Genomic DNA, 18,643 nt, shown 5'->3' on the forward strand with positions numbered 1-18,643 from the left:
GGCCCAGCCGGGCATAAAGAATTGCGGTGCAATTCTAAGTGAATCCGGAATGCCGCGAGCGGCATTCCAAGAAAGACGCTTCGCGCCTTTCCGAGTGGTTTCTGTCCGCTTTATCTGCGCGCCAAAAGAATTGAATTCAATTCCCTCGCGCTTCGCGCATCGGGTGAAATCCTTTCCTTTTTCCTGACTTTGTCGACATCTATTTTCTCCCTTGATCTTGCATTAACTTGCTTTTCTGACCTCTCCAGCTTGGTGCATTTTCTGGCTGATCAGGCGTGCATCAACCCAGAATCCCTATGTACAGTTGGCAGTTTACCGGCACCCCCCCGATTCCCGCCCCGCCCCTATCCTGCGTGATGCATCAAAGTGATGCCCTGGATAGAGTCTGGGATTCTGTCCCACCACCCCGGCGGCTTCAGACATGGAAATGCCCCCTCCGGAGAGGGGGCGACTTTGTATTTCCGCAGGTCAGATAGCGTCGCCTTGTCCGGCGTCCTCCTCGCTGGTCTCGCGCTTTTCGATGCCGCGCTGCTCGTAGAAGGTGATGAGTTGGGTCATGGTGAACTTCTCGTCTCGGCCTTCCCCGATTCCGCGCGGGAATCCGTTGTTCACACCCTTGTCTCGGCGGGACTTGTGCTGGCGGATCAGGCTCGCCTCGATGTTGTATCCGCGGGCCTGCATCTCCCGGGCGATCTCGGCGATTGAGAGGAGCACAGGGGCCTCCAGAGGGTCCTGGGAGTCCGCGACACCGCCCTGGCCGGGGATGAGCCGGAGCCTGTCACGCTGACCTGTCACACCGGGTGTCACACTCCCCTCAGCCGTGACACCGTGACCTGCGGTTTCGTCACTCAGGCCCCCCTCTGAACCCTCGTTCGGGCCGTCGGCGGCGTCGTCACGTGACGCGGCCCGCAGGAGGGCCGGCGGCTGCTCCGGGGAGGGTGCGGGCGGGGCGGTGTAGAGGGCCGTGGTGCTGTAGCCGTGGGTGGCGCGCAGCTCCTTGTAGTAGGCCGCCAGAAGCCTGTATGCCTTCCGCTGGTTCTCGTCTTTGGTGAGTTCCGGGTCGTACGGAACATAGGGAACCTGAATTCGTACGGTCTCGCCGGTGTCCAGGACCAGGACCATTCGGCCCGCCTTTTTCTGCGGGGTCGGCATCGTCGCGTTGCTGCCGACGATGCGGTTCCACTGTTTTTGGCTGTAGCTGCCCATAATCTTCAGCGGGAAGAGGGGCGCCAGGGACACCTTTCCGAACTGGTCATCCCGGAAATCCTGGAATACCGCGATGATGTGCACGTTCACTTCGCGACCGAGGCGGGCAATTGCTGCTACCCCTTCCCGCCAAATCGGATCGCTCGCCGACTCATCAGACTTTTTCGTCGCCATGTGCTGTTCTTTGAGAATGTCGGCGAGTTGGTTTCCCTCCTCCAGGATCATGTAAACGGGCTCGAATACGGTGCGGACCTTTTGCTTCTTCTCGTAGTTCCGAGCCTTCACTACTTCGGCCAGCCACATGATGGCCGCACGCATGTCCTGCGGAGCCTCAGGGTTGATGTAGGGGTGGACGCCTTCAATTCCGGTAATGAGGGGCGTCAGGCTAATCATCTTGGGGTCAACCGGAATGATGGTGCCGCGCTTCATCACCATCTGGATAGCGAGCCATTGCAGCATGCCCGACTTTCCACCGCCGGACCCGACCGAGAGCACCCAGTGGGCCTGTTCGTCGCTCATTTTCTGGATGATCGGCTCGTTGTTCTCGTCCTGGCCGAGGTAGAACTCGTCCGGGCCGAGGCTGGCCAAGACTTCCTGCACCTTGGGGTCCCAGATGTCTACGGCCTCCGGCGGCTCGGGCACGGGGGCCGGCGGCTTGGGCGGCGGCTTGTGGGTGTAGACCGCGGTGAAGGTCTCGCCGGTGAGGGTGATCCGGGCCGCCCACTCCCCCGGCAAGCGGCTGTTGATCAGGGCGGACAGGTTGTGCCGGTCGGTCTCGGAGCCGCGCCAGGTCCAGGGCAGGCGGATGACGATCCGGGCATCCGGCGCCGCCAGGGACGGCGGGAGCTGCAACCAGGCCTCCCGCGGCTCCTCCTCCGGCAGATCCAGGTCCTGGCGCAGGACAGCCCAGATGCGGGGGCCGTATACGGCGTCGTCGCCGGGCGGCTTGGGCTGCCACTTCACCGCAGCGGCGACCGTCGCCACGAGCGCCAGAACGAGGGCGAGGAGAGTCCAGCCGCGCCAGGCCGGGACGACCAGGCCCGCGGCGGTGGCGAGCAGGGCGACGCGGGCCAGGGCGCGGGCGGCGTACGGCCAACGGCTCCACTTGCCGGCGGTGTGCGCGATGGTGGCGACGACGGGCGCCGCGGCGTCGTACGCCGCCTTCGCGCCGCGCCGGGCCTTGGCGGTCCAGGAGGCCGCACGGATGGCCGTACGGACGCACCAGTCCAGCGTCTTGGCGCCGCGCCCTTCGAACGCTTCGATCCGGCGGGCGAGCGTGCGGGCCCACTGGTGCGGTACGGGCTTCTTGACGAGGCTCACCTTGGGGGGCGCCAGGGCGATGGACCCGAGCTGGGTGGCGGGGGGCCGGGTGTCCGGCAGGGCCGCTCCGGCGTGCCAGAACGTGGCGGTGGACTTCGCCTTGCCGGACAGTTCCCGGCCGCCGAGGAACCGCGCGCACCAGGCGATGGTCTTGCCGATCGCCTTGAAGAGGCCTCCCAGGGCCCGCAGGAATCCGCCGCCGCCGCCGCGGAGCGCGCGGATGGTGCGGCGGTCCAGGCCGCCGGCGGCGCCGCTGCGGCCCCTGACCAGGAGCCAGAGCACCCAGATCACTACGACGAGGACGACCACGCCGCCGCCGCTGGGCAACGTGTGGAAGAGATCCAGTTTCAGGCTCGGACTATCGGCCAGGTCGTGACGCATACCGGTGGCCGCAGCATGTGCTGCGGGTGGATAGGTCATGCTCTGCACCGTCCCCTTCTGCTCCGTGGGAGGGGACCCGCCCGCCCGGCAGGTGCTTGGTCTGTGGCAGGACCCCTGCCGGGCGGTGCGGATCTCCTCGTTCTGACGGGCGTATGACTGATAGTGACGCCCGGGTATGACAGTCGGCTCCTGCTTTTCCTGGGATTCATGGGCCCGGTGGAAAAACAGTCCGATGATCCGGTTTCGCTGCGTGACGACCGCGGCGGACCGAAGCAGACGATGACAGCCGGACCGGACAGGGGCGTCCGGTCCGGTCCGGCTGGTCGTCACAGGTAGCCGGCGTCCAGCCCGTCGTTGGGCTCCTGCTTCGCCTCCCGCAGGTAGCGGCGAACGGTCTCCTGGTACTTCGGGTCGCCGGGGTGGCGGTCCACCCGCGCGGCGAGGGCGCGGGCGATGTGGTCGGCGTCCGTGACACCGCTGGACACCAGCGTCCGGACGCCCTCCGCGATGGACAGGCCAGCCTTCTTCTCGGGGCGTCCGGTGTGGACGGGCTCCGGCTCCGGGCGGACGTCCGGGCGGGTGACGTGCCGCGTGTCCGCCCCGCTGACCTGGCCGGATACGGCATCCGTCGGACATCCGGAGGCGTCCGGACGGACGCTTGTGGCGTCACGGCGCCGTGAGTCCATGACGTCATGACCGTCTTCGCGGCGGAACGCGGTGGCGACGTCGTAGACCTCCCGCAGCGTCCAGCCGTCGGCCCGCGCGGCGTCGATCGCCCGGGCCGTCTCCTGCCGGGTGTCGCCAGCCGCGTAGGACGCGGGGTCGCGCACGATGGCGTCCGCCGCCGTGCGGAGCGTCTGCGTGGTGCGGTCGGCGGACGGGCTGACGACGTCGGCCTGGACGACGTCGTCCTGGCGGTGCTGCTGGGCGGGCTCGGGGATCAGGTCCGCGTACTGGCCGCGGGTGCGCTCCGCCGCCAGGAGCTGGAGTACAGAGCGGTGCTCCGCGTTCGCCGACAGGCGCCGGACGCCGCTGATCGCAATTTTGGCGTTGGCCTTGGACACCTCCGCCGCGACCCACTGCTGGTCGTCTTCGGACAGGTCCCGGTCGATGTGCCGCATGACCGCGAGCCACAGCAACTTGGCCACGAGGGAGACGGCGGCGCCGACCACCGCCATGGCCACCGACCCAGCCAGGAGCCCTTCCCACGCGATGGCGACCATGGTCACGGCCAGCAGCCCCCAGCCCAGACGCCGAGCAAACGTGCGCTTGCCCGGGTCGAACCTCGCCAGGAACTCCAGCAGGATCACCACGGCCCACGAGACGTCGAATAGGGAGGCTGCGGCGTACCCGGCGCCGCCGTGCAGCAGGGAGCCGATGGAGATCGTGCTCCACACCACGGCTACGAGGGTCAGGCCCAGAACCAGGACGACAGCGCCGCGTACGGCGATCGCGTCCCAGTCCCGGGGCAGGGGCGGTACGGGCTTGGTGACCGTCCGGGGGATCTTGTGCGTGACCCCGTCGATGGTGTGCTCCACCCACTCCGTGCGGGTCTCGGTCGTGCGCTTCACGAGGATCGGGTCCTTTCCGGGGGCTCAGACCGCGGGGGCGGCGGGGGCGTCGTCGGGGGCGGGGGCGGCGGGGAGAGGGAGGCCGCGTTCGACCAGGGCGGCCGTCAGGTAGTCGGTCGCCTCGGCCTCCTCGACGCGGAGCTGGTAGCGGCCGAACGCAAGGGCGACGATCTGCGCCTCGGTCACGGCGGGCTTCAGGAAGATGTCCGCCTCACGCACGAGGTCAAGGGCAACGGCCATCAAGCGGTTGTGCCGACGGCGGGTCACGCGCTCCCCGGAGGTCTGCGCGGGGCGCTTACGGAAGAACATGAGGGCTCCTTGGGGACGCCACGACGTCGTGGCGTCATGGGGTCATGCAGCGGTCTGGTAGGCGTCCGCGCACGGCGTGCAGGCACCGAGGCGGGTACTGATCACGTAGGGGCGGACCGTCCGGCACTCCGGGCAGGTACGGCGGGCGCGCATCATCGCTGCGTGCGCCCGCCACCGGCCCGGGGTCATCGGGCGGACCGGCAGGGCCAGGTCCCGGCGGTAGAGGTAGGCCACCCCGATACCGCGGCGGTGGCGCCACAGGATCTGTGCGACCGGGTCCTGGCCCCCGGGGCGAAGGCCGGCCGCACGGAGCTGGCGACGCGTCGCCAGTCCGTCCGGGGCCAGGTTGAGCGGGTAGGTGGGGAGGCCGTAGCGCTCGCCCTGCGGGTCGTAGAACTTCACTGCGGCCTCCCTTCGGGGGCTGGTGGCGTCACGGACTCATGGGGCCGTGACGCCACTTCGGGGGAATCAGTGCAGGTCACGGGTGTCGATCTCGCCGGGCCAGACCACGTCCGTCCAGTCCCACCCGGCCCAGTCGGCGATCCGGTCCTGGTACTCGCGGCACACGTCCCGCAGCGGCCGGCACCCCGGCAGCCGAGCCCAGCCGTAGGCCAGATCGACCAGCAGCAGGTACCGGACCACCAGGTGCGCCACAACGTCCCGGACGGTCATGGTCACCACCACCCCGACGACCGCTTCGGGCTCGCCTTCTTCACGAGCCGCAGCTCGGAGGAGCGGCACAGCACGGGGCCGATCAGGATGCCGACGCCGTGAACGGTCCAGCGGCCGTCCGTACGGTGGGTCGGCGGTACCTCGTCCACGATCCGGCCCGTGCAGCCGACCGCGCGGGGATCGTCCTCGCACGCGACGATCTCGACTTCATCTCCCGCGTCGAACACGGTCACCACCACCCCGACGACCGCTTCGCGACCCTGGCGGAGGCCTCCTCAGCCAGGACCGCCGCCCTAGCCCGCTCCGCCGCGACAATCTCGGCAGAGAGCCGCTGCTCTGCGACCGCCCACGCCTGCTCGATACGCCGACCCGCCGCGCCGTAGCCCGCACCACAGGCCGCCCGCGCACCGGCGGCGCTCACGGCCGCGACGACCGTGCGACGCTCAGAGCCGGACAGGCCGGACATCTCCCGACGCTGCACCGCCTCCAGGTCCCGCCGGGCCGCCTCGAGGACCCGGTCCAGCCGCTTGATCTCGCTCGCCATGTCAGCCCCGCTTCGGGTAGGTGTGGCCGGGCGGGGGGTACGGGGAGCCCGAGCAGACCGGGCCGCAGGTCAGACCCTCCAGAACGACGTTGTCGAAGTCGCTGAGCGGGCGGTCCGTGTTGGACGCCTCCAGCGCGTCGGTCAGCGCGTCCGTACGGCGGTTGTCGTCGTCGGTCGTCTCACGTCGGAAGCTCACAACCAGCCCTCCTTCACCGGCTCCGGGGCGGCCGGCAGCCGCAGCGGCCAGACCACCCAGCCCGACCAGCCCTCCTGCGACGGCCACCCGGACCGCGAGACCCACTCGCCGGGGGCCGCACCCGCCGCCTCCGCCGCCGCCTGCGCCTGGTCCCGCTCGTGGTGCACACTCACCGGACGCCCCCGGTCCAGCAGCACGAAGACGTAGCGGGACGCCCGCTCAACAGCCAGCGCCGTACGGGCCGCCGCCAGCTCCCTCTCCGCCTCCGCCTGCGTCCGGCGCAGACCGCCGATCGTGATCGAGGCACTACCGGCCGCGGCTTCCAGCTCATCCACACGGCGGGCGGTCTCGTCAGCCTCCGTCTCCAGGAACGTCACGCGCTCCCGGGCGGCGGCCGCCTCTTCCTTGGCTCCCGCCAGCTCCCCCTCGAGGGCCGCCAGGGTGCTGGACCGCATGATGCGGATCACTGGGCACCCCCTGACCGGGCACGGAGCGCGTCGGCGGCCTTCCGGGCCTCCTCCGCAGCCCGGGCCGCGTCCTGCGCCCGCCGGATCGCGTCGGCGGCGGCGGGCTCGATGTCGGTGTTCGCCATCAGACCGCCACCCCCGCCCGCACCGGCAGGACACCGGTCTCCTGGAGGGACCGGACGCCCCGGCGGACCACCTTGGTCATGGCGGCCGGGGAGTAGCCGAAGCAGCGGGCGCCAATGTCGCGCTTCTGGTGCCCGTCGGGCAGCAGCAGCAACGACGCGGCCTCACGGACCGGCAGTCCCTTGGCGACGTCCACGCGCCACACGGCCTCTTCATCGGCCGACGGGCTGGCGGGCAGGTCCAGGGACGTCACGGCGTCCGACCAATCCGCCGGCCGCTCCGACGCACGCTTCGGGCGGTAGTAGTTCCTGGCGGCGGTCCGCACGACCGGCCGCAACCACGCCATGGCGTGGTCGTCGTCGGCGCGCATCCCCCCGACGTACCGGCAGGCCAGCATCCAGGTCTCGCCAGCGATGTCGTGCGCGTCCGCCGGACGCGTCGCACGAGTCGCGGCGTAGGCCAGAACCTTGCCGGAGTACCGGCGGAACAGCTGATCCAGCCGTTCCGCCGACGCGGCCGAAAGCCGCCCTACCTGCGGAGACACACTCCGCGTGTCGCTACGATCCCTCACAGGACCGCTCCTCTCTGCTCTCGACAGATGGATGTGGTCTCAGGTCCCGACCAGCGGTTGCGTCGCTGGTCGGGACCGTCCTTCGGAGCCGGTGGTACTGAAAGCTCCCCGTCACCGCCCGCGAAGCGCAGGTGCGGGCGGATCAGGCAACCTTCAGGTCAGACCGGCCAGCCGTCGGCCCGCAGCTTGTCGTCCGTCCGGCGGTCCAGCTCCCGGATCTTGTCGTCCGCCGACTCCTTGAACTGGTCGTACTGGCCGCGCAGGCCCCACTCCGACGCCCGCTGCTGGCACCGGACGTCATCCACCGCCGAGGCGTGCAGCTCCTGGTCGGTCAAGTGGCTGTAGTCGCGCTTCTTCGCCATGAGATCGATCTCCCGTCAGGCTTCGGTACGGCGGTTGCGTCGCCGTACCTAATGGCTAGCCATTACAGAGTGCAGGGGTGCGTCACTCATGTCAATGGCTAGCCTTAAAATCTTTTCAGGGATAGCCTTATGCTTCCCACCAGGAGGAAGAGAGGATGGATGAGGAGGTGAAGACAGGCATGACTGGATACCGCGAGCTGGCTGATGACCTGCGGCAACGCATCAACGCGGGCGAGTTCCCTGTAGGCGAGACCCTGCCCCGCATCGTCGATCTGATCGACGAGTACGGCTTGTCGAAGCAGACCATCAGGGACGCCATCGGCGTGTTGTCCGACGAAGGACTCGTCGTCACGTCCAAGAAAGCCGGCACCATCGTCCGGAACCGCACCTCGGTACGCATCCCACTCAGCCGCTACCGCAGCGTGCTCGCACCCGGGGGGACTCGGGGCCCCTGGGAGACCGCGACCGCCGAACAAGGTCTCGACGGACACATGCAGCTCATCAAGGTGGACCATGTCCCCGCTGATGACTCACTGGCACAGCTCCTGAACCTCCAGCCCGGTGACAACCTGGTGTACCGACTTCGCCACGCGATCATCAGGCCCGATGAAGTCGTTCAGGTCCAACACGCCTGGTACCCCCAAGCACTCGCCGAGGAAGCAGGGATCGACACCCCAGAGAAGGTCACTGGGGGCATCTACGGCGCACTCTCGGCCGCCGGCCACCAGCCAGCGACAGCCAGCGAAACGGTCAGCGCCCGCCCGCCGACACTGACCGAAGCGAACCAGCTCCGCATCGGCGGACGCGTGAACGTGATCACTCTCGAACGCATAACCAAGGACTCCAATGGCCGCCCTCTCGAAGTCCTACGGGCCGTAGGACCGGCGGACCGACTCCAGTACTCCTATGACGACCTGCCCCTTATCGACACCACTGCGAGGGACCGCTGATGCCTGAGGACCCGATCGGCCAGGAGATGGCCCGCATCCTGAACGAAAAACTCCAGCGGGTGATCGACAAGCAGACCGAGCACACCATCGCCCTGGCCAACCACACCGCGTCGCTTGACCGGCTGGAGAGAACCCAGGAGCAGGCACAGGCCACGCTCGCCGAACACGGGGAGCTGCTGGCTCAGATCCTGGACATCCTCCGGGACAACCGCGAGTGACGCCATGACGTCACGAAGTCATGAGGTCACTTTCTCCCGCGGGAGAAGCCTGTCCAGTGCTCCCAAGGGATTGCAGCAGGTCAGCACGGAACCTGGCGGACAGAGATCGCGTTGGGAGAGCAGGCACCTACAGGCGTAGGCTCCTGCGCAACCAGAACCACAACTGATCCAAAAAAAGCCGAAGGCCCCTCACCGGGTCTCTTCCAGGGGTCGAAGCCTGGAAGAGGTCGAAGTCCGGAGTTGGGGCCGACGGCGGACGACCAAAGGTCCATGGCCGAGTGTACGGGCTGTCCGGAGCAGATCGCGAGATGACCTCGTGATTCCGGTCTCCCCGTACACCCGCGCTGTGGGCCGCAGAAAGGCAACTGTGCCCCCCAGCAGAACCGCTGAATCCCCCGAAGTCCCCCAGCAAGCCAAGCCCAAATCCAAGTCCGCGACGGTCTCGAATCTGGACCGTGACGGTGTTCCGGCCGGTGCCCGCCTGATCGCGGGCGTCAAGGCCGGGTGGTACTTCCGTGCCTCCGACCGGATGATCCTGCACCGGGCGAAGGAGACCGCCCCCGCACTGCCCGTCGGCACGGTGCCCGTGATCCTCGGGCGGATCACCTACCGCATGTCCGACCGGCGGCACACGAAGATCGCCTACCAGATCCGGACCGACGAGGGCCCGCGCATCGTCAGCGCGGAGGAAGTTCTCGACGGCACGTGGGCCGACAAGGCCGGCCGCGACCGGCCGGTGTCCTCCGACGAGCGGCAGGCGTACGCCCGGATCATGTCCGAGGAGGTTCGCGCGGCCGGGGAGGTCCCCGCCATCCCCGTCAAGGACAAGGATGGCGGCCTGGTCCTGCCGGACGTCGATGCCCAGGAGCTGGGCTACCTGCGCACCAGCGACCCCGACCAGGGCGCCGCCCACGAGGGGTGGCGGACCGTGTTCGGCAAGGCGACCCTGGCGCCGCGGACGACGCTGGTGTTGTCCGCGATGTTCGCGGGCCCGCTAGTCTCCAGCCTGCACGGCGTTCCGGCCCACATCTTGAACCTCACCGGCACGGGCCAGATCGGCAAGTCCAGCACGCAGGTGATCATGTGTGCGCTGATGGGTGACCCCAGCGAGGCGTACGAGCTGTTCGGCTCGATGAACAACACCGGTCTGTACCTGCCTGAGGTCTTGATCGAGGCCCGCTACCTGCCGATGTGCCGGGAGGAGACGTCGTCCTCAGCCTTGTCCCTGCCGGAGCTGGAGAAGCTGTTCAGCCGGATCGTGGCGGGCGGTAAGCGGGGGCGCCTCGGTCAGGGCGGGGCCCGCAAGCAGGGCGCCGGCATCTGGCACAGCGTCTTCGTGACGTCCTCGAACGAGTCCCTGTTGCGCCAGGGCCAGGTCGAGTCCCTGGCCTCCCGCCTCCTTCAGCTCGAGGGCCCGTTCTTCGCTGATGCCGCCACCACCGCCGAAGCGCGGGACCTGGCCTGCCGCTTCCACGGCTGGCCGCTGGTGTGGGCCCGGGAGGCGGGCATGTTCAGTGCGGACCGGGTTACCCAGTGGCGCACCCTGCACGCTGAGGTCGTGGAGCGGCTGCTCACCGAGGAGGCCCGGCAGGCGGGCGGTATCCCGCTGACGCTGGCCCGGATCCTGGCGGCCTGGTGCATCGGCGCGTACATGCTCGCGGAGATCCTGGGTTTGCCGGAGCTGGGTGCGAAGGCCGAGGAGGACGCCGCCGCGGAACTGCCGCGCATCCTGGGTGACGTCGCCGAGACCCACCTGACGGCCGGACAGGTGCTGTGGGAGAAGGTGGCCGGCGCCATTGCGCAGGAGCCTGCCTCCTGGGTGGACTCTAGTGTCCTGGCGCCCGACAGCTGGCGGGCGCTGGAGTTCAAGCCGCGGCGGGTCCTGGGCTACTACCACCAGGGACGTGTGCACGTGTACGTGTCCACGCTGACGGAGGTCACGAAAGCGGCCGGGATCGATACGCCCGTACCGGGCCTCAAGGAGCTGGTCAAGCGCGGGGTCCTGGTCAAAACGGAGGCGGCCAAGCTGGCGTCCAAGCACCCCACGAAGGAGCTGCGGGCGGCGGTGCCCGGCCGGGTGTACGTCTTCGACACCAGGGCCGCGCAAGAGGCATTCACCGACCGGGAGGCGCCCCCGCAGGTGACCCCGGACCAGGTGCCCGAGCCTGCCGACGGTTCGGCGACGGTGGCGGCTGAACAGCGGGCGATGGAGCCGTTTCGCAACCGTGCTGCCCCTGGTCAGGACCAGGAACGCGAGTCCGGTACGTCACGGCGTCATGACGTCACCAAGGCTGTCATTCCGCCGATACCGGCTGAGCCGCCGGTCGTCCTGTACCCGCCCGCCCGGGCCGCCGTCACCGATGCCGAGTTCGCCTCCCTGGTCTCCCGCGCCTCCGGCCGGACCCTGTCGGCGACCCGGTTCGGTGTCCTGGGGGGGCGGGATGAAGCGGTGCAGCTCTACCTGCCCAACCACGAACCGGTGGAACTGGGGGCGGTGCCTCGAGGTGTGCACGACGCCGCGAACCTGATGAAGGCGTACCGGCTCAAGACGCTGTGGGTGCACGCCTCCGCCCGGGCCGTGATGGGCCTGCCCGACTACGACGAGCGCCGCCAGCTCGGGATCGAGCAGCAGCGGGCCGCCACCGGGCTCGCGCCGGACGCCCCGGTGCGGGCCCCCGGTGCTTCCACCGCCGTTCCGCATCCGTGGGCCACGCCTGGCGGCGGGCTGCCTGTCGCCGAAGTCACCCATGGCGGCCTGTCGGCCTGGATGACGCTCGTACTGGCCGGGGACACCGAAAAGCCGGAACGGCTGACGGTGGCCTTCCCCGAGTACGAGGACCGGTTCGACAAGGCGAAGCAGCCCGGCCGCGGCGGGTGGGGCGGTGCCTCCACACCGGAGGAGCTGCTGGACGCGCTGATGGTCTACCTGCTGTCCACCATGCACGGCACCCGGGAGCGGCCGAAGGTCACGCCGTACTACGCCTCCCCCAACCGCACCGGGGAGGACCTAGCGGGCGGGCGGGAGCGCACCGACGTGCTGTGTCGGGCTGTACGGGAGCGGGCTGTCCCTCCGGCCGCGCTGGGTGTCCGGCTGTGCCCGCTGATGGTGCCGCAGCAGTGGCACCGCCCGCCGGAGGAGATCACCGAGGAGGAGCGGGCGGCCGGGTGGCTGCACCGCTACGACAAGTCCGCCGCGTGGCTGGCCGCGTACGGGCCGACCAAATTGGGCATCGGGGAGCCGACCCACGGCCCGGAGGGCACCGTCTACGCCCAGTCGATGGCCGGGTACTGGCGCCTCGCTGACGTCCCCGGCACCGGACCCACGGGCCTGCCCACCCTGTTCTTCCGGGAGGTCGAGGAAGGCGGGTACTGGCTGACGACCCCCAGCGTGGAACTGCTGCGGGAGCTGTACCCGTCCTGGGTGCCTCGCGTGCTGGAGTCGTGGCACTGGGAGACCAGCAAGGCCGCCCTGTCCGGCATGTACAAGCTGATGAGCACCGGCCGGGCCCGCATCCTGGCCAGTGCGGACGCGGGGCGCCCCGGTGCCCGGTGGGCGAAGCAGGTCAACGGGCGGATCTACCAGAGCTTCCGCGGCTACCTCTCCCGCGCCGCCGGCCCCCTCACCGACCACGCCACCGGCGCTGACTACGCCGCGGACATCTACTACCGGCCGGACTGGGCTCACATGATCATCAGCCACGGAACCGCCAACCTGTACCGGAATCTGGTGAAGTTCGCCACCGAAGACCGGCGCATGCCGCTGAGCGTGTACGTCGATGCCGCCACGTACGCCAGCACCGAGCCCGACCCCGTCAAGGGGCGGCCCGCTTCCATGGTCATCGGTTCCCAGGGCGGCGGCTGGACCACTGAGGGCACCGCCCCCCTGCCCCACCTCCTCGAGGCGATCCTGCACGACCCGGACAACCTGCACGGCGCGACGTCCGCGCTGAACCGCTACCTCCAGGAACGAGGGGAGTAAGCCATGGCCAAGTGGTGGCCGTTCGGCCGCAAGAAGGACCGGGAGGCGCCCCGGGAGGCGCCCCGGGAGGAGCCCCGCCAGGCTCCGGCGCCCCGGGAGGAGCCCGCCCCCGCCCCTACCCCGAAAGAGGGCAAGAGGGGCGGCCTCCTCGGACGCCTCTTCGGGCGGGGCAAGAAGAAGGAGGCCCCCGCCCCGCCCCCCGAGGCACCGCCGCAGGCCCCGGCCGAGGCACCGCCGCAGGCCCCGGCTCCCGAGGCACCGCCGCAGGCGGAGGCCGGAGAAGGCCCGGCCCCCGGGGGAGAGGAGCCGCAGGCACCGGCCGCTCCGGAGCCCGAACGCACCTACCCCCCTTTCCTGCACGTCAGCGCTGACGGGGAGTGGTACATCTCCGACACCGTCTGGGAAGGCGTCATGTCCGGCACCCTGCACGGCCGCGACGTGAAGACCTTCCTAGACGCGATAGAGGGAGAAGGCGGACCGGACTATCACACCGCCATCCCGCTCGTGGCCGAGGCGTACGGCATCCCCCCCGGTCTACTCGACATGGACCGCTCCACCGTCTACTCCGTGACCTACTGACCCACCGGCCGGAGCCCTTCCCCTGGAAGGTCCCCGCGGGCCGGACGGTGCCTGGATCGCCGACACCCGCTGACCTGGGGGACTGGGGGGCCGTTTTCCCTGGTGGACGCGCCCCCTGGGGGAGCTGGGGGACTGGGGGACTGGGGGCCGGGCCGTCCCTCATGTGGGTGATGGACAGAGTCCTGCGGCCGCAGGACGATCCGCAGAAAGCGCCTGGAAAGACTGCACCATCCACCGACATCCGCGTACCTCAGCATGGGCCCGGTCGTCTCGCGCGACCGGGCCGCGCGCGTCACGACGCGCACATGCCATCAAGAGCCCGCACCTGGAGTGCGGGCTCTTTTGTGCTGATCAGCCTCCTGCCGTGAGCCCGCGGCCCCGTGCAGCCATGACGTCACCAACACCGTAGGCTGCCGCCATGGACATCTTCACCATGGCGAACCAAAAGGGTGGTGTGGGCAAGACCGCCAACACCATCAACTTGGGAGCCGCGCTGGCCGAGTACGGCCGGCGCACCCTCATCGTGGACTGGGACCCCCAGGGCCACATGACCGAGGCGTGCGGCATCCCGGAGTCGCCCGACACCCACACCATGAAGGGGTGGGTCCTGGGTGAATGGACCGGCGACCCTCACAGCCTGGTCGTGCCCTACCGCGAACGTCTCGACGTGCTGCCGACGAACCTCGACATGTTTCTGCTCGACAAGGGGCTGTACCAGGTCAACGCGCGCGAAATGCGGCTGGCCCGACTGTTGGAGCAGTTCGAGGACGACTACGACGCAGCCGTCATCGACAGCCCACCGTCCCTGGGCATCGGCATGGAGTGCGCTCTGATGGCCGCCCGGGTGCGTAAGGGCCGACGGTCGGGGCTGGTCGTCCCGGTGGAAGCCGAAGACTCCAGCATCCGCGCGCTACGGCTGCTGCTGCGGCAGGTCGCCATCCTCTCCGACGCCATGGATGCCCGGATCGACATCCTGGGCCTGGTGCCCTCCCGCTACGACCTGCGCGACGGGGAAGTGGTCTCCAGCATGCTGGAGGCTTTCCGGGGGCTGGGTGAGCCGCCCGTGATCGCGGAGATCAAGAAGCGCACCGACATCCGCAAGGCCTGGCGGGCCAAAGTCCCCGTGCTCGAATGGGATGCGAAATGTGAAGCCGCGCAGTGGTACCGCGACCTGGCGAAGGTGGTGCTGGCCGCATGAGCGCCGCGCGCAAGACCACCCCCGCTGTGGACATGAGCGGGGTCACCGGTGACTGGGACAAGTACAAGACCATGCGTCGGGAATCCGACGAGGACCCCCAAGAGGAGCCGCCCCCGCCACGGGCAGTAAAGCCGGGCCGCTCCCGGGGCGGCCGGCGCCCGGCACCCGAGGCGGCTACGGCCGTGCCGACAACGGTGCGTTTTTCCCCGGACGAGGCGACCGAAGTGGATCTGTTCGTGCTGACGCTGCGGGATGATGCTCAGCGGACCCGGCTGGACAAAGCCGAGGTGATACGGGAGCTTCTGCGACTGGCCCGCGAGCATGAGCCGACGCGGAAAGCCCTGCTGAAGCGCCTCCGGTAGAAGGCGTACGTACGAGAGGCTGGGTGGCGGGGAGTCGTTCCCCGCCACACCGGCCTCCTTCGTTGTCAGCGGCGCCGCAGGCTCCGGGCGAAGCGGCGTACCGCCACCTCGCGGGACACCTGCGGTGCCACATAGCCGCCGACGATGACGCCCACGCAGACCGCGAACGTAATCCACGGGCCGATCAGCGCATCCCCCAGGAGCACGCCGCCGACCAGGAGCAGCAGCGCGAGCGTCACCGCTAACGCCTGTTTCTCGTCTCTCATCAGTCACCCCCGTGACAGTCGCGAGCCCACGAGCGTAGACCGGCCACACTCCAGACGCACCCGCGTTGGGCCCGCAACCATGGGGTTTCTCAAGGATTTGTGACGCCACGGCCCCACGGCCCCACGGGCTCACGAAAGAGATTGACCCAAGGTACGAACCCTCGTACCTTGGACCTGGGTACGAACCTTCGTACCCAAGGACTGGGGGGCTGCATGCTCTTTCGCCGACGCGCACAGCGACGCCAGACCGCCGCCGACACCCACCTGACCTCACAGCTCATCGCCGCGGCCGACATCGTCATTACCGCCGCACGGCGAGACCTGACCAAATCCTCCGCCGCGCTCCCCCTCGCACTGCACCTGAGCGACCGCCGCCTGGTCCTCGTGGACGACGTGCTCAGCACCGCCGCCGACCACTTCGGCCTGGACACCGTGCCCCGCCCCCTGGCCGCTGCTGTTCTGCGCAGCCGCTACAAACTCCGCTGCGGCCCCATAGACCTCGACACCGACGCCTACGACGACACCACCGAGGAGACCTCTTCATGACCAACCTCGAATACCGCACTGGCAGTGAGGCCACCCGCAACGGACTCGACATCATCATCAGCCTGACCGCCGAGGAACACGCCGCTCTCGGCCACGAAGCCCAGACCCTCACCGACTGGTTCGACTCCGCCCTGTGGGCCCTGGCGATGCTCCGCACCGGCGCCAGCCACCGGGCCAGTGAAGGCGCCCCCGCTGTCACCCCGGCCACCTTCGCCACCGCCATCCGCGACCTGGACAACCGCCTCCTTCCCCGCCTCCAGGGCGTACGCGACGCAGCCATCCGCCGGCACCAGGAGCTGGGCGGCACCCTCAACAGCCTGGCCACCACCATGGAAGTGCCCAAGAGCACCGCGCAGTCGCGGCGCGACGCCGTACTGAAGGGACAGGGACGACCGTCCGTCTGGGAGACCTGGGCTGTCCAGGGCGGTCCGCAGAATCGCGAGACCGCCTGATGCGGGCCCTGCCCCTCCTGTCGGCCCTCCTCGCCGCCGGCGCCCTGTACGCCGTCGGCGGGGGCCGTCACCCGCTCCCCGTGGACATCAGTGTTCTGACCGCCATCGGCACCCTGACCTACGCCTACGTACGACAGTTCGTCCTGCGGGCCGCACACCGCGCCGAAGACCGCACCCGCAAAGGCTGACCTTCCAGGGGCCTCCGCCCGGCGGCCCCGCACCGACCACCGGGGGACACCGTGGCCAGGCACTACGAGGTATCACTCACCCAGTACGGCCTGACCGATGCCCAGTACCGCCGGGCCGTCGCCGCTCACGAGCTGGGACACGCCCTGGTCGCCGAAGTCCAGCCGACCATGGGCGGGTACCGGGCATCCGTCTTCGACCACCCGGAGCACGGCGTACACGGCGAAGCCCTGGTCGGCCCCATCCGCGAAGGCCAGCCCATCGACCCGTACGAGCAGGCCGTAGAGCTGGCAGCCGGCGCCATCGCCAAGGCCAAATGGCTCCGCGAGCACGAGCAGCGCTGGTCGCCAGAACTGGCCCACCTCGTTCACCGCTGCGCCGCCGGCGACCGCGCCCGCACCGCACCCCTGAACCTCATCCCAGACCACCTGGACGCCGCCCGGCACGACGCCACCCGGCTCGTTGACCAGCTCTGGCCCGCCATCGTCGCCGGTACGCCCGTCCTGGCACTCACCGGCCTCATCGACACCCGACAGATACGGCGGCTGGCCCGCACCGGGCGCATCCGCCGACCTCTCAGCGCCGCACTTCGCGGCATCCGATGACCCGGGCCAGCCACATCCTGCCCGCACCGCGCCCGCTACCCGAGCTGCACCACCACCCACTGACCCCGGGACGGGCCGACGGCTCGCCAGCACAGCGGCCCGCCCCGGATCCCCACCGCCCCACTCACGAGCAGGGAGACACCCATCATGACCTCCGCAACCGTCTTCGTCGTCGTGTTCGTCGCGCTGTACATCGGGCATCGGATCGGGGACCACTGGGCACAGACCAGCACGCAGAGCGCCGCCAAGGGCGGGCCCGGTTGGCCCGGCCGGGCTGCCTGCACCCGACACGTGCTGAGTCTGACCCTGACCAAGGTCCTGGTCCTGGTCCCCCTCACCGTCCTCCTGGACGTGCGTCTCACTGTGGCCGGCACCGCGGCCGGTCTCACCGTGGACGCCACATCCCACTGGTGGGCGGACCGCCGATCCACACTCGCGCGGCTGGCCCGCCGCCTCGGCCAGGCCGAGTTCTACTCCCTGGGGACCGGCACCCACGATCGCTACCCGGTGACCGTCAAGGGCGTCCCGGCCGCTCACCTCGGCACCGGCGCCTACGCACTTGACCAGGTTTGGCATGAAATGTGGATGCTGATCGCGGCCCTTCTCATCGCCCTCGTCTGATCCACCTCCAAGAGGACACCACCGTGCAATACCACTACGTGATCACCCTCGAGATACCCGGACTGGGCAGCAGCACGAACGCCGACGTGATCGACCTCAACGCCAGCCACCACACCCGAAGCAGCATCTACCAGCACGTTCTTGGACTCACGCTCCGAGCCATGCTCCGCGCGGCCGACGAGCACGGGCAGCCACGGCCGGAACCCTTGACCCCAATCACCCTGTTCTGGAGCCTCGAACCCGAAGCCATCTGAGCACGACAAAGCATCCATCAATGCCCCCTCCCAACACCGGAAGGGGGCATTGCCATTTCTCACCCTGACCACCGAATGTAACCGACGCGGGTGCCCCCAAGTCGGCGCCGATGCCCCCCAGGGGCCCCAACCCGACCCGTGCCCCCCAAGCTGTCGCCCGTGCCCCCCGAACTCGGGGGGCACGGCTTTTTCGGGGGGCACGGGCTCGCGCTCCCGACCTGCACAAACGTGCCCGTGCCCCCCGTGCCCCCCGTGCCCCCCGGATTTTGACTCCCTCCTGGGGAAACCCCTCGATTTGACAGGTCCGGTAGGATCGCCCAGAGGACGCGAAGCGCCTCACCCAGCGATCTTCCGCCACAGCACCGGCACCCCCCACCCGTCACTCGCCGTAGCGATTCGAGCAGGCGGCGGCAGCCGCATAAACACCCAGAATTCACACCGAATTTCCCTCACAGGAAATTAACAATTCCTCCGAAATTGTATGACAATAGAATTCAATTTCCCTCGAATTTCGACACTCGGCTTTGTTTTGAAGCGATCGTCAATCGCTTCGCTCTTTCCGCATTCGCCCATTCGGGCGAAATTCCCGCTTTCCGCTGCGCTCCAAGCGGGAATACAATTCGCTGCGCGAATCCTGGCCCAATTCTGCTACGCAGAATTCCGGCCCACCAATGGCGCTCCGCGCCATTGGAAGCCCGGCTGGGC

27 protein-coding genes are annotated in these 18,643 nt (G+C 69.1%); 13 read left to right on the forward strand and 14 right to left on the reverse strand.

All coding sequences use genetic code 11. The features are described 5' to 3' along the window. Window positions 1-187: hypothetical protein (locus ACZ4Z1_RS41230; protein WP_468491850.1), on the forward strand; the 187-nt coding region annotated here is incomplete at its 5' end. A gap of 281 nt (window positions 188-468) precedes the next feature. Here the strand turns inward: ACZ4Z1_RS41230 and ACZ4Z1_RS41235 are convergent. The 12 genes from ACZ4Z1_RS41235 to ACZ4Z1_RS41290 all read right to left on the reverse strand — a co-directional run bounded on the left by ACZ4Z1_RS41235 (window position 469) and on the right by ACZ4Z1_RS41290 (window position 7,722). Continuing rightward, entirely contained in the window at window positions 469-2,946 is a 2,478-nt protein-coding gene (locus tag ACZ4Z1_RS41235) for a hypothetical protein (protein ID WP_468491851.1), read from the reverse strand. Window positions 2,947-3,233: 287 nt separating this feature from the next. Continuing rightward, window positions 3,234-4,478, reverse strand: coding sequence for a hypothetical protein (locus tag ACZ4Z1_RS41240; RefSeq protein WP_468491852.1), 1,245 nt, complete (start codon window positions 4,476-4,478; stop codon window positions 3,234-3,236). 24 nt (window positions 4,479-4,502) lie between these two features. Continuing rightward, complete coding sequence (locus ACZ4Z1_RS41245) at window positions 4,503-4,787, reverse strand: hypothetical protein (protein ID WP_468491853.1); 285 nt, start codon at window positions 4,785-4,787, stop codon at window positions 4,503-4,505. Between the two features lie 42 nt (window positions 4,788-4,829). Further along, the gene (locus tag ACZ4Z1_RS41250; protein ID WP_468491854.1) at window positions 4,830-5,189 is read right to left on the reverse strand and encodes an RRQRL motif-containing zinc-binding protein; all 360 of its coding nucleotides are present in this window, start codon (window positions 5,187-5,189) and stop codon (window positions 4,830-4,832) included. Between the two features lie 66 nt (window positions 5,190-5,255). Then, window positions 5,256-5,459: a hypothetical protein gene (locus ACZ4Z1_RS41255; RefSeq protein ID WP_468491855.1), complete on the reverse strand. Its 204-nt coding sequence runs from the start codon at window positions 5,457-5,459 to the stop codon at window positions 5,256-5,258. A 2-nt stretch (window positions 5,460-5,461) separates the two neighbouring features. Continuing rightward, window positions 5,462-5,686 (reverse strand): hypothetical protein, encoded by a 225-nt coding sequence (locus ACZ4Z1_RS41260; RefSeq protein WP_468491856.1) that lies wholly within the window; start codon window positions 5,684-5,686, stop codon window positions 5,462-5,464. Between the two features lie 2 nt (window positions 5,687-5,688). Continuing rightward, the gene (locus tag ACZ4Z1_RS41265) at window positions 5,689-6,003 is read right to left on the reverse strand and encodes a hypothetical protein (protein WP_468491857.1); all 315 of its coding nucleotides are present in this window, start codon (window positions 6,001-6,003) and stop codon (window positions 5,689-5,691) included. A 1-nt stretch (window position 6,004) separates the two neighbouring features. Beyond that, on the reverse strand, window positions 6,005-6,199 hold the full coding sequence (locus ACZ4Z1_RS41270) for a hypothetical protein (RefSeq protein WP_468491858.1): 195 nt from the start codon (window positions 6,197-6,199) through the stop codon (window positions 6,005-6,007). Further along, window positions 6,196-6,654: a hypothetical protein gene (locus ACZ4Z1_RS41275; protein WP_468491859.1), complete on the reverse strand. Its 459-nt coding sequence runs from the start codon at window positions 6,652-6,654 to the stop codon at window positions 6,196-6,198. Before ACZ4Z1_RS41275 ends, ACZ4Z1_RS41270 begins: the two co-directional genes overlap by 4 nt. 8 nt (window positions 6,655-6,662) lie before the next feature. Next, complete coding sequence (locus tag ACZ4Z1_RS41280; protein WP_468491860.1) at window positions 6,663-6,791, reverse strand: hypothetical protein; 129 nt, start codon at window positions 6,789-6,791, stop codon at window positions 6,663-6,665. Then, window positions 6,791-7,333, reverse strand: coding sequence for a sigma-70 family RNA polymerase sigma factor (locus ACZ4Z1_RS41285; RefSeq protein WP_468491861.1), 543 nt, complete (start codon window positions 7,331-7,333; stop codon window positions 6,791-6,793). Before ACZ4Z1_RS41285 ends, ACZ4Z1_RS41280 begins: the two co-directional genes overlap by 1 nt. A 185-nt stretch (window positions 7,334-7,518) precedes the next feature. Next, the gene (locus ACZ4Z1_RS41290) at window positions 7,519-7,722 is read right to left on the reverse strand and encodes a hypothetical protein (protein WP_468491862.1); all 204 of its coding nucleotides are present in this window, start codon (window positions 7,720-7,722) and stop codon (window positions 7,519-7,521) included. Between the two features lie 155 nt (window positions 7,723-7,877). Here ACZ4Z1_RS41290 and ACZ4Z1_RS41295 point away from each other — a divergent pair, with 155 nt between their 5' ends. From ACZ4Z1_RS41295 to ACZ4Z1_RS41320, 6 genes are all read left to right on the forward strand, one after another. Further along, complete coding sequence (locus ACZ4Z1_RS41295) at window positions 7,878-8,672, forward strand: GntR family transcriptional regulator (protein WP_468491863.1); 795 nt, start codon at window positions 7,878-7,880, stop codon at window positions 8,670-8,672. Continuing rightward, window positions 8,672-8,890 carry a hypothetical protein gene (locus ACZ4Z1_RS41300; protein ID WP_468491864.1) on the forward strand — a complete coding sequence of 73 codons (219 nt, stop codon included), beginning with the start codon at window positions 8,672-8,674 and terminating at the stop codon, window positions 8,888-8,890. Before ACZ4Z1_RS41295 ends, ACZ4Z1_RS41300 begins: the two co-directional genes overlap by 1 nt. Before the next feature lie 367 nt (window positions 8,891-9,257). Further along, on the forward strand, window positions 9,258-12,869 hold the full coding sequence (locus ACZ4Z1_RS41305; RefSeq protein WP_468491865.1) for a hypothetical protein: 3,612 nt from the start codon (window positions 9,258-9,260) through the stop codon (window positions 12,867-12,869). 3 nt (window positions 12,870-12,872) lie between these two features. Continuing rightward, window positions 12,873-13,448 carry a hypothetical protein gene (locus ACZ4Z1_RS41310; protein WP_468491866.1) on the forward strand — a complete coding sequence of 192 codons (576 nt, stop codon included), beginning with the start codon at window positions 12,873-12,875 and terminating at the stop codon, window positions 13,446-13,448. A gap of 418 nt (window positions 13,449-13,866) precedes the next feature. Continuing rightward, entirely contained in the window at window positions 13,867-14,646 is a 780-nt protein-coding gene (locus ACZ4Z1_RS41315; RefSeq protein ID WP_468491867.1) for a ParA family protein, read from the forward strand. After that, window positions 14,643-15,008, forward strand: a complete 366-nt coding sequence (locus ACZ4Z1_RS41320; RefSeq protein WP_468491868.1) for a hypothetical protein — start codon at window positions 14,643-14,645, stop codon at window positions 15,006-15,008. The genes ACZ4Z1_RS41315 and ACZ4Z1_RS41320 overlap by 4 nt, the downstream gene beginning before the upstream one ends. Before the next feature lie 65 nt (window positions 15,009-15,073). Here the strand turns inward: ACZ4Z1_RS41320 and ACZ4Z1_RS41325 are convergent, their stop codons facing one another. After that, window positions 15,074-15,274, reverse strand: coding sequence for a hypothetical protein (locus tag ACZ4Z1_RS41325; protein ID WP_468491869.1), 201 nt, complete (start codon window positions 15,272-15,274; stop codon window positions 15,074-15,076). 213 nt (window positions 15,275-15,487) lie between these two features. On the opposite strand from ACZ4Z1_RS41325, the gene ACZ4Z1_RS41330 reads away from it, so the two are divergent. From ACZ4Z1_RS41330 to ACZ4Z1_RS41355, 6 genes are all read left to right on the forward strand, one after another. Continuing rightward, on the forward strand, window positions 15,488-15,820 hold the full coding sequence (locus ACZ4Z1_RS41330) for a hypothetical protein (protein WP_468491870.1): 333 nt from the start codon (window positions 15,488-15,490) through the stop codon (window positions 15,818-15,820). Next, window positions 15,817-16,272, forward strand: a complete 456-nt coding sequence (locus ACZ4Z1_RS41335) for a hypothetical protein (RefSeq protein ID WP_468491871.1) — start codon at window positions 15,817-15,819, stop codon at window positions 16,270-16,272. The genes ACZ4Z1_RS41330 and ACZ4Z1_RS41335 overlap by 4 nt, the downstream gene beginning before the upstream one ends. Then, window positions 16,272-16,460 carry a hypothetical protein gene (locus tag ACZ4Z1_RS41340; protein WP_468491872.1) on the forward strand — a complete coding sequence of 63 codons (189 nt, stop codon included), beginning with the start codon at window positions 16,272-16,274 and terminating at the stop codon, window positions 16,458-16,460. The genes ACZ4Z1_RS41335 and ACZ4Z1_RS41340 overlap by 1 nt, the downstream gene beginning before the upstream one ends. 51 nt (window positions 16,461-16,511) lie before the next feature. After that, window positions 16,512-17,063 (forward strand): hypothetical protein, encoded by a 552-nt coding sequence (locus ACZ4Z1_RS41345; protein ID WP_468491873.1) that lies wholly within the window; start codon window positions 16,512-16,514, stop codon window positions 17,061-17,063. Between the two features lie 147 nt (window positions 17,064-17,210). After that, window positions 17,211-17,684, forward strand: a complete 474-nt coding sequence (locus tag ACZ4Z1_RS41350; protein ID WP_468491874.1) for a transcriptional regulator — start codon at window positions 17,211-17,213, stop codon at window positions 17,682-17,684. A gap of 23 nt (window positions 17,685-17,707) precedes the next feature. Continuing rightward, window positions 17,708-17,938 carry a hypothetical protein gene (locus tag ACZ4Z1_RS41355; protein WP_468491875.1) on the forward strand — a complete coding sequence of 77 codons (231 nt, stop codon included), beginning with the start codon at window positions 17,708-17,710 and terminating at the stop codon, window positions 17,936-17,938. 494 nt (window positions 17,939-18,432) lie between these two features. Here the strand turns inward: ACZ4Z1_RS41355 and ACZ4Z1_RS41360 are convergent. Then, window positions 18,433-18,643: hypothetical protein (locus ACZ4Z1_RS41360; protein WP_468491876.1), on the reverse strand; the 211-nt coding region annotated here is incomplete at its 5' end.

It is taken from the genome of Streptomyces sp. NPDC030165 (assembly GCF_055573595.1).

Excerpts from the sequence above, each read along its gene's own strand:
- ACZ4Z1_RS41350 (WP_468491874.1), top strand. The coding sequence starts at position 17,211 with ATGACCTCCGCAACCGTCTTCGTCGTCGTGTTCGTCGCGCTGTACATC.
- ACZ4Z1_RS41265 (WP_468491857.1), bottom strand. The coding sequence starts at position 6,003 with ATGGCGAGCGAGATCAAGCGGCTGGACCGGGTCCTCGAGGCGGCCCGG.
- ACZ4Z1_RS41310 (WP_468491866.1), top strand. The coding sequence starts at position 12,873 with ATGGCCAAGTGGTGGCCGTTCGGCCGCAAGAAGGACCGGGAGGCGCCC.
- ACZ4Z1_RS41275 (WP_468491859.1), bottom strand. The coding sequence starts at position 6,654 with ATGCGGTCCAGCACCCTGGCGGCCCTCGAGGGGGAGCTGGCGGGAGCC.
- ACZ4Z1_RS41235 (WP_468491851.1), bottom strand. The coding sequence starts at position 2,946 with ATGACCTATCCACCCGCAGCACATGCTGCGGCCACCGGTATGCGTCAC.
- ACZ4Z1_RS41340 (WP_468491872.1), top strand. The coding sequence starts at position 16,272 with ATGCGGGCCCTGCCCCTCCTGTCGGCCCTCCTCGCCGCCGGCGCCCTG.
- ACZ4Z1_RS41295 (WP_468491863.1), top strand. The coding sequence starts at position 7,878 with ATGGATGAGGAGGTGAAGACAGGCATGACTGGATACCGCGAGCTGGCT.
- ACZ4Z1_RS41245 (WP_468491853.1), bottom strand. The coding sequence starts at position 4,787 with ATGTTCTTCCGTAAGCGCCCCGCGCAGACCTCCGGGGAGCGCGTGACC.
- ACZ4Z1_RS41315 (WP_468491867.1), top strand. The coding sequence starts at position 13,867 with ATGGACATCTTCACCATGGCGAACCAAAAGGGTGGTGTGGGCAAGACC.
- ACZ4Z1_RS41335 (WP_468491871.1), top strand. The coding sequence starts at position 15,817 with ATGACCAACCTCGAATACCGCACTGGCAGTGAGGCCACCCGCAACGGA.
- ACZ4Z1_RS41325 (WP_468491869.1), bottom strand. The coding sequence starts at position 15,274 with ATGAGAGACGAGAAACAGGCGTTAGCGGTGACGCTCGCGCTGCTGCTC.
- ACZ4Z1_RS41320 (WP_468491868.1), top strand. The coding sequence starts at position 14,643 with ATGAGCGCCGCGCGCAAGACCACCCCCGCTGTGGACATGAGCGGGGTC.
- ACZ4Z1_RS41290 (WP_468491862.1), bottom strand. The coding sequence starts at position 7,722 with ATGGCGAAGAAGCGCGACTACAGCCACTTGACCGACCAGGAGCTGCAC.
- ACZ4Z1_RS41330 (WP_468491870.1), top strand. The coding sequence starts at position 15,488 with ATGCTCTTTCGCCGACGCGCACAGCGACGCCAGACCGCCGCCGACACC.
- ACZ4Z1_RS41280 (WP_468491860.1), bottom strand. The coding sequence starts at position 6,791 with ATGGCGAACACCGACATCGAGCCCGCCGCCGCCGACGCGATCCGGCGG.
- ACZ4Z1_RS41255 (WP_468491855.1), bottom strand. The coding sequence starts at position 5,459 with ATGACCGTCCGGGACGTTGTGGCGCACCTGGTGGTCCGGTACCTGCTG.
- ACZ4Z1_RS41300 (WP_468491864.1), top strand. The coding sequence starts at position 8,672 with ATGCCTGAGGACCCGATCGGCCAGGAGATGGCCCGCATCCTGAACGAA.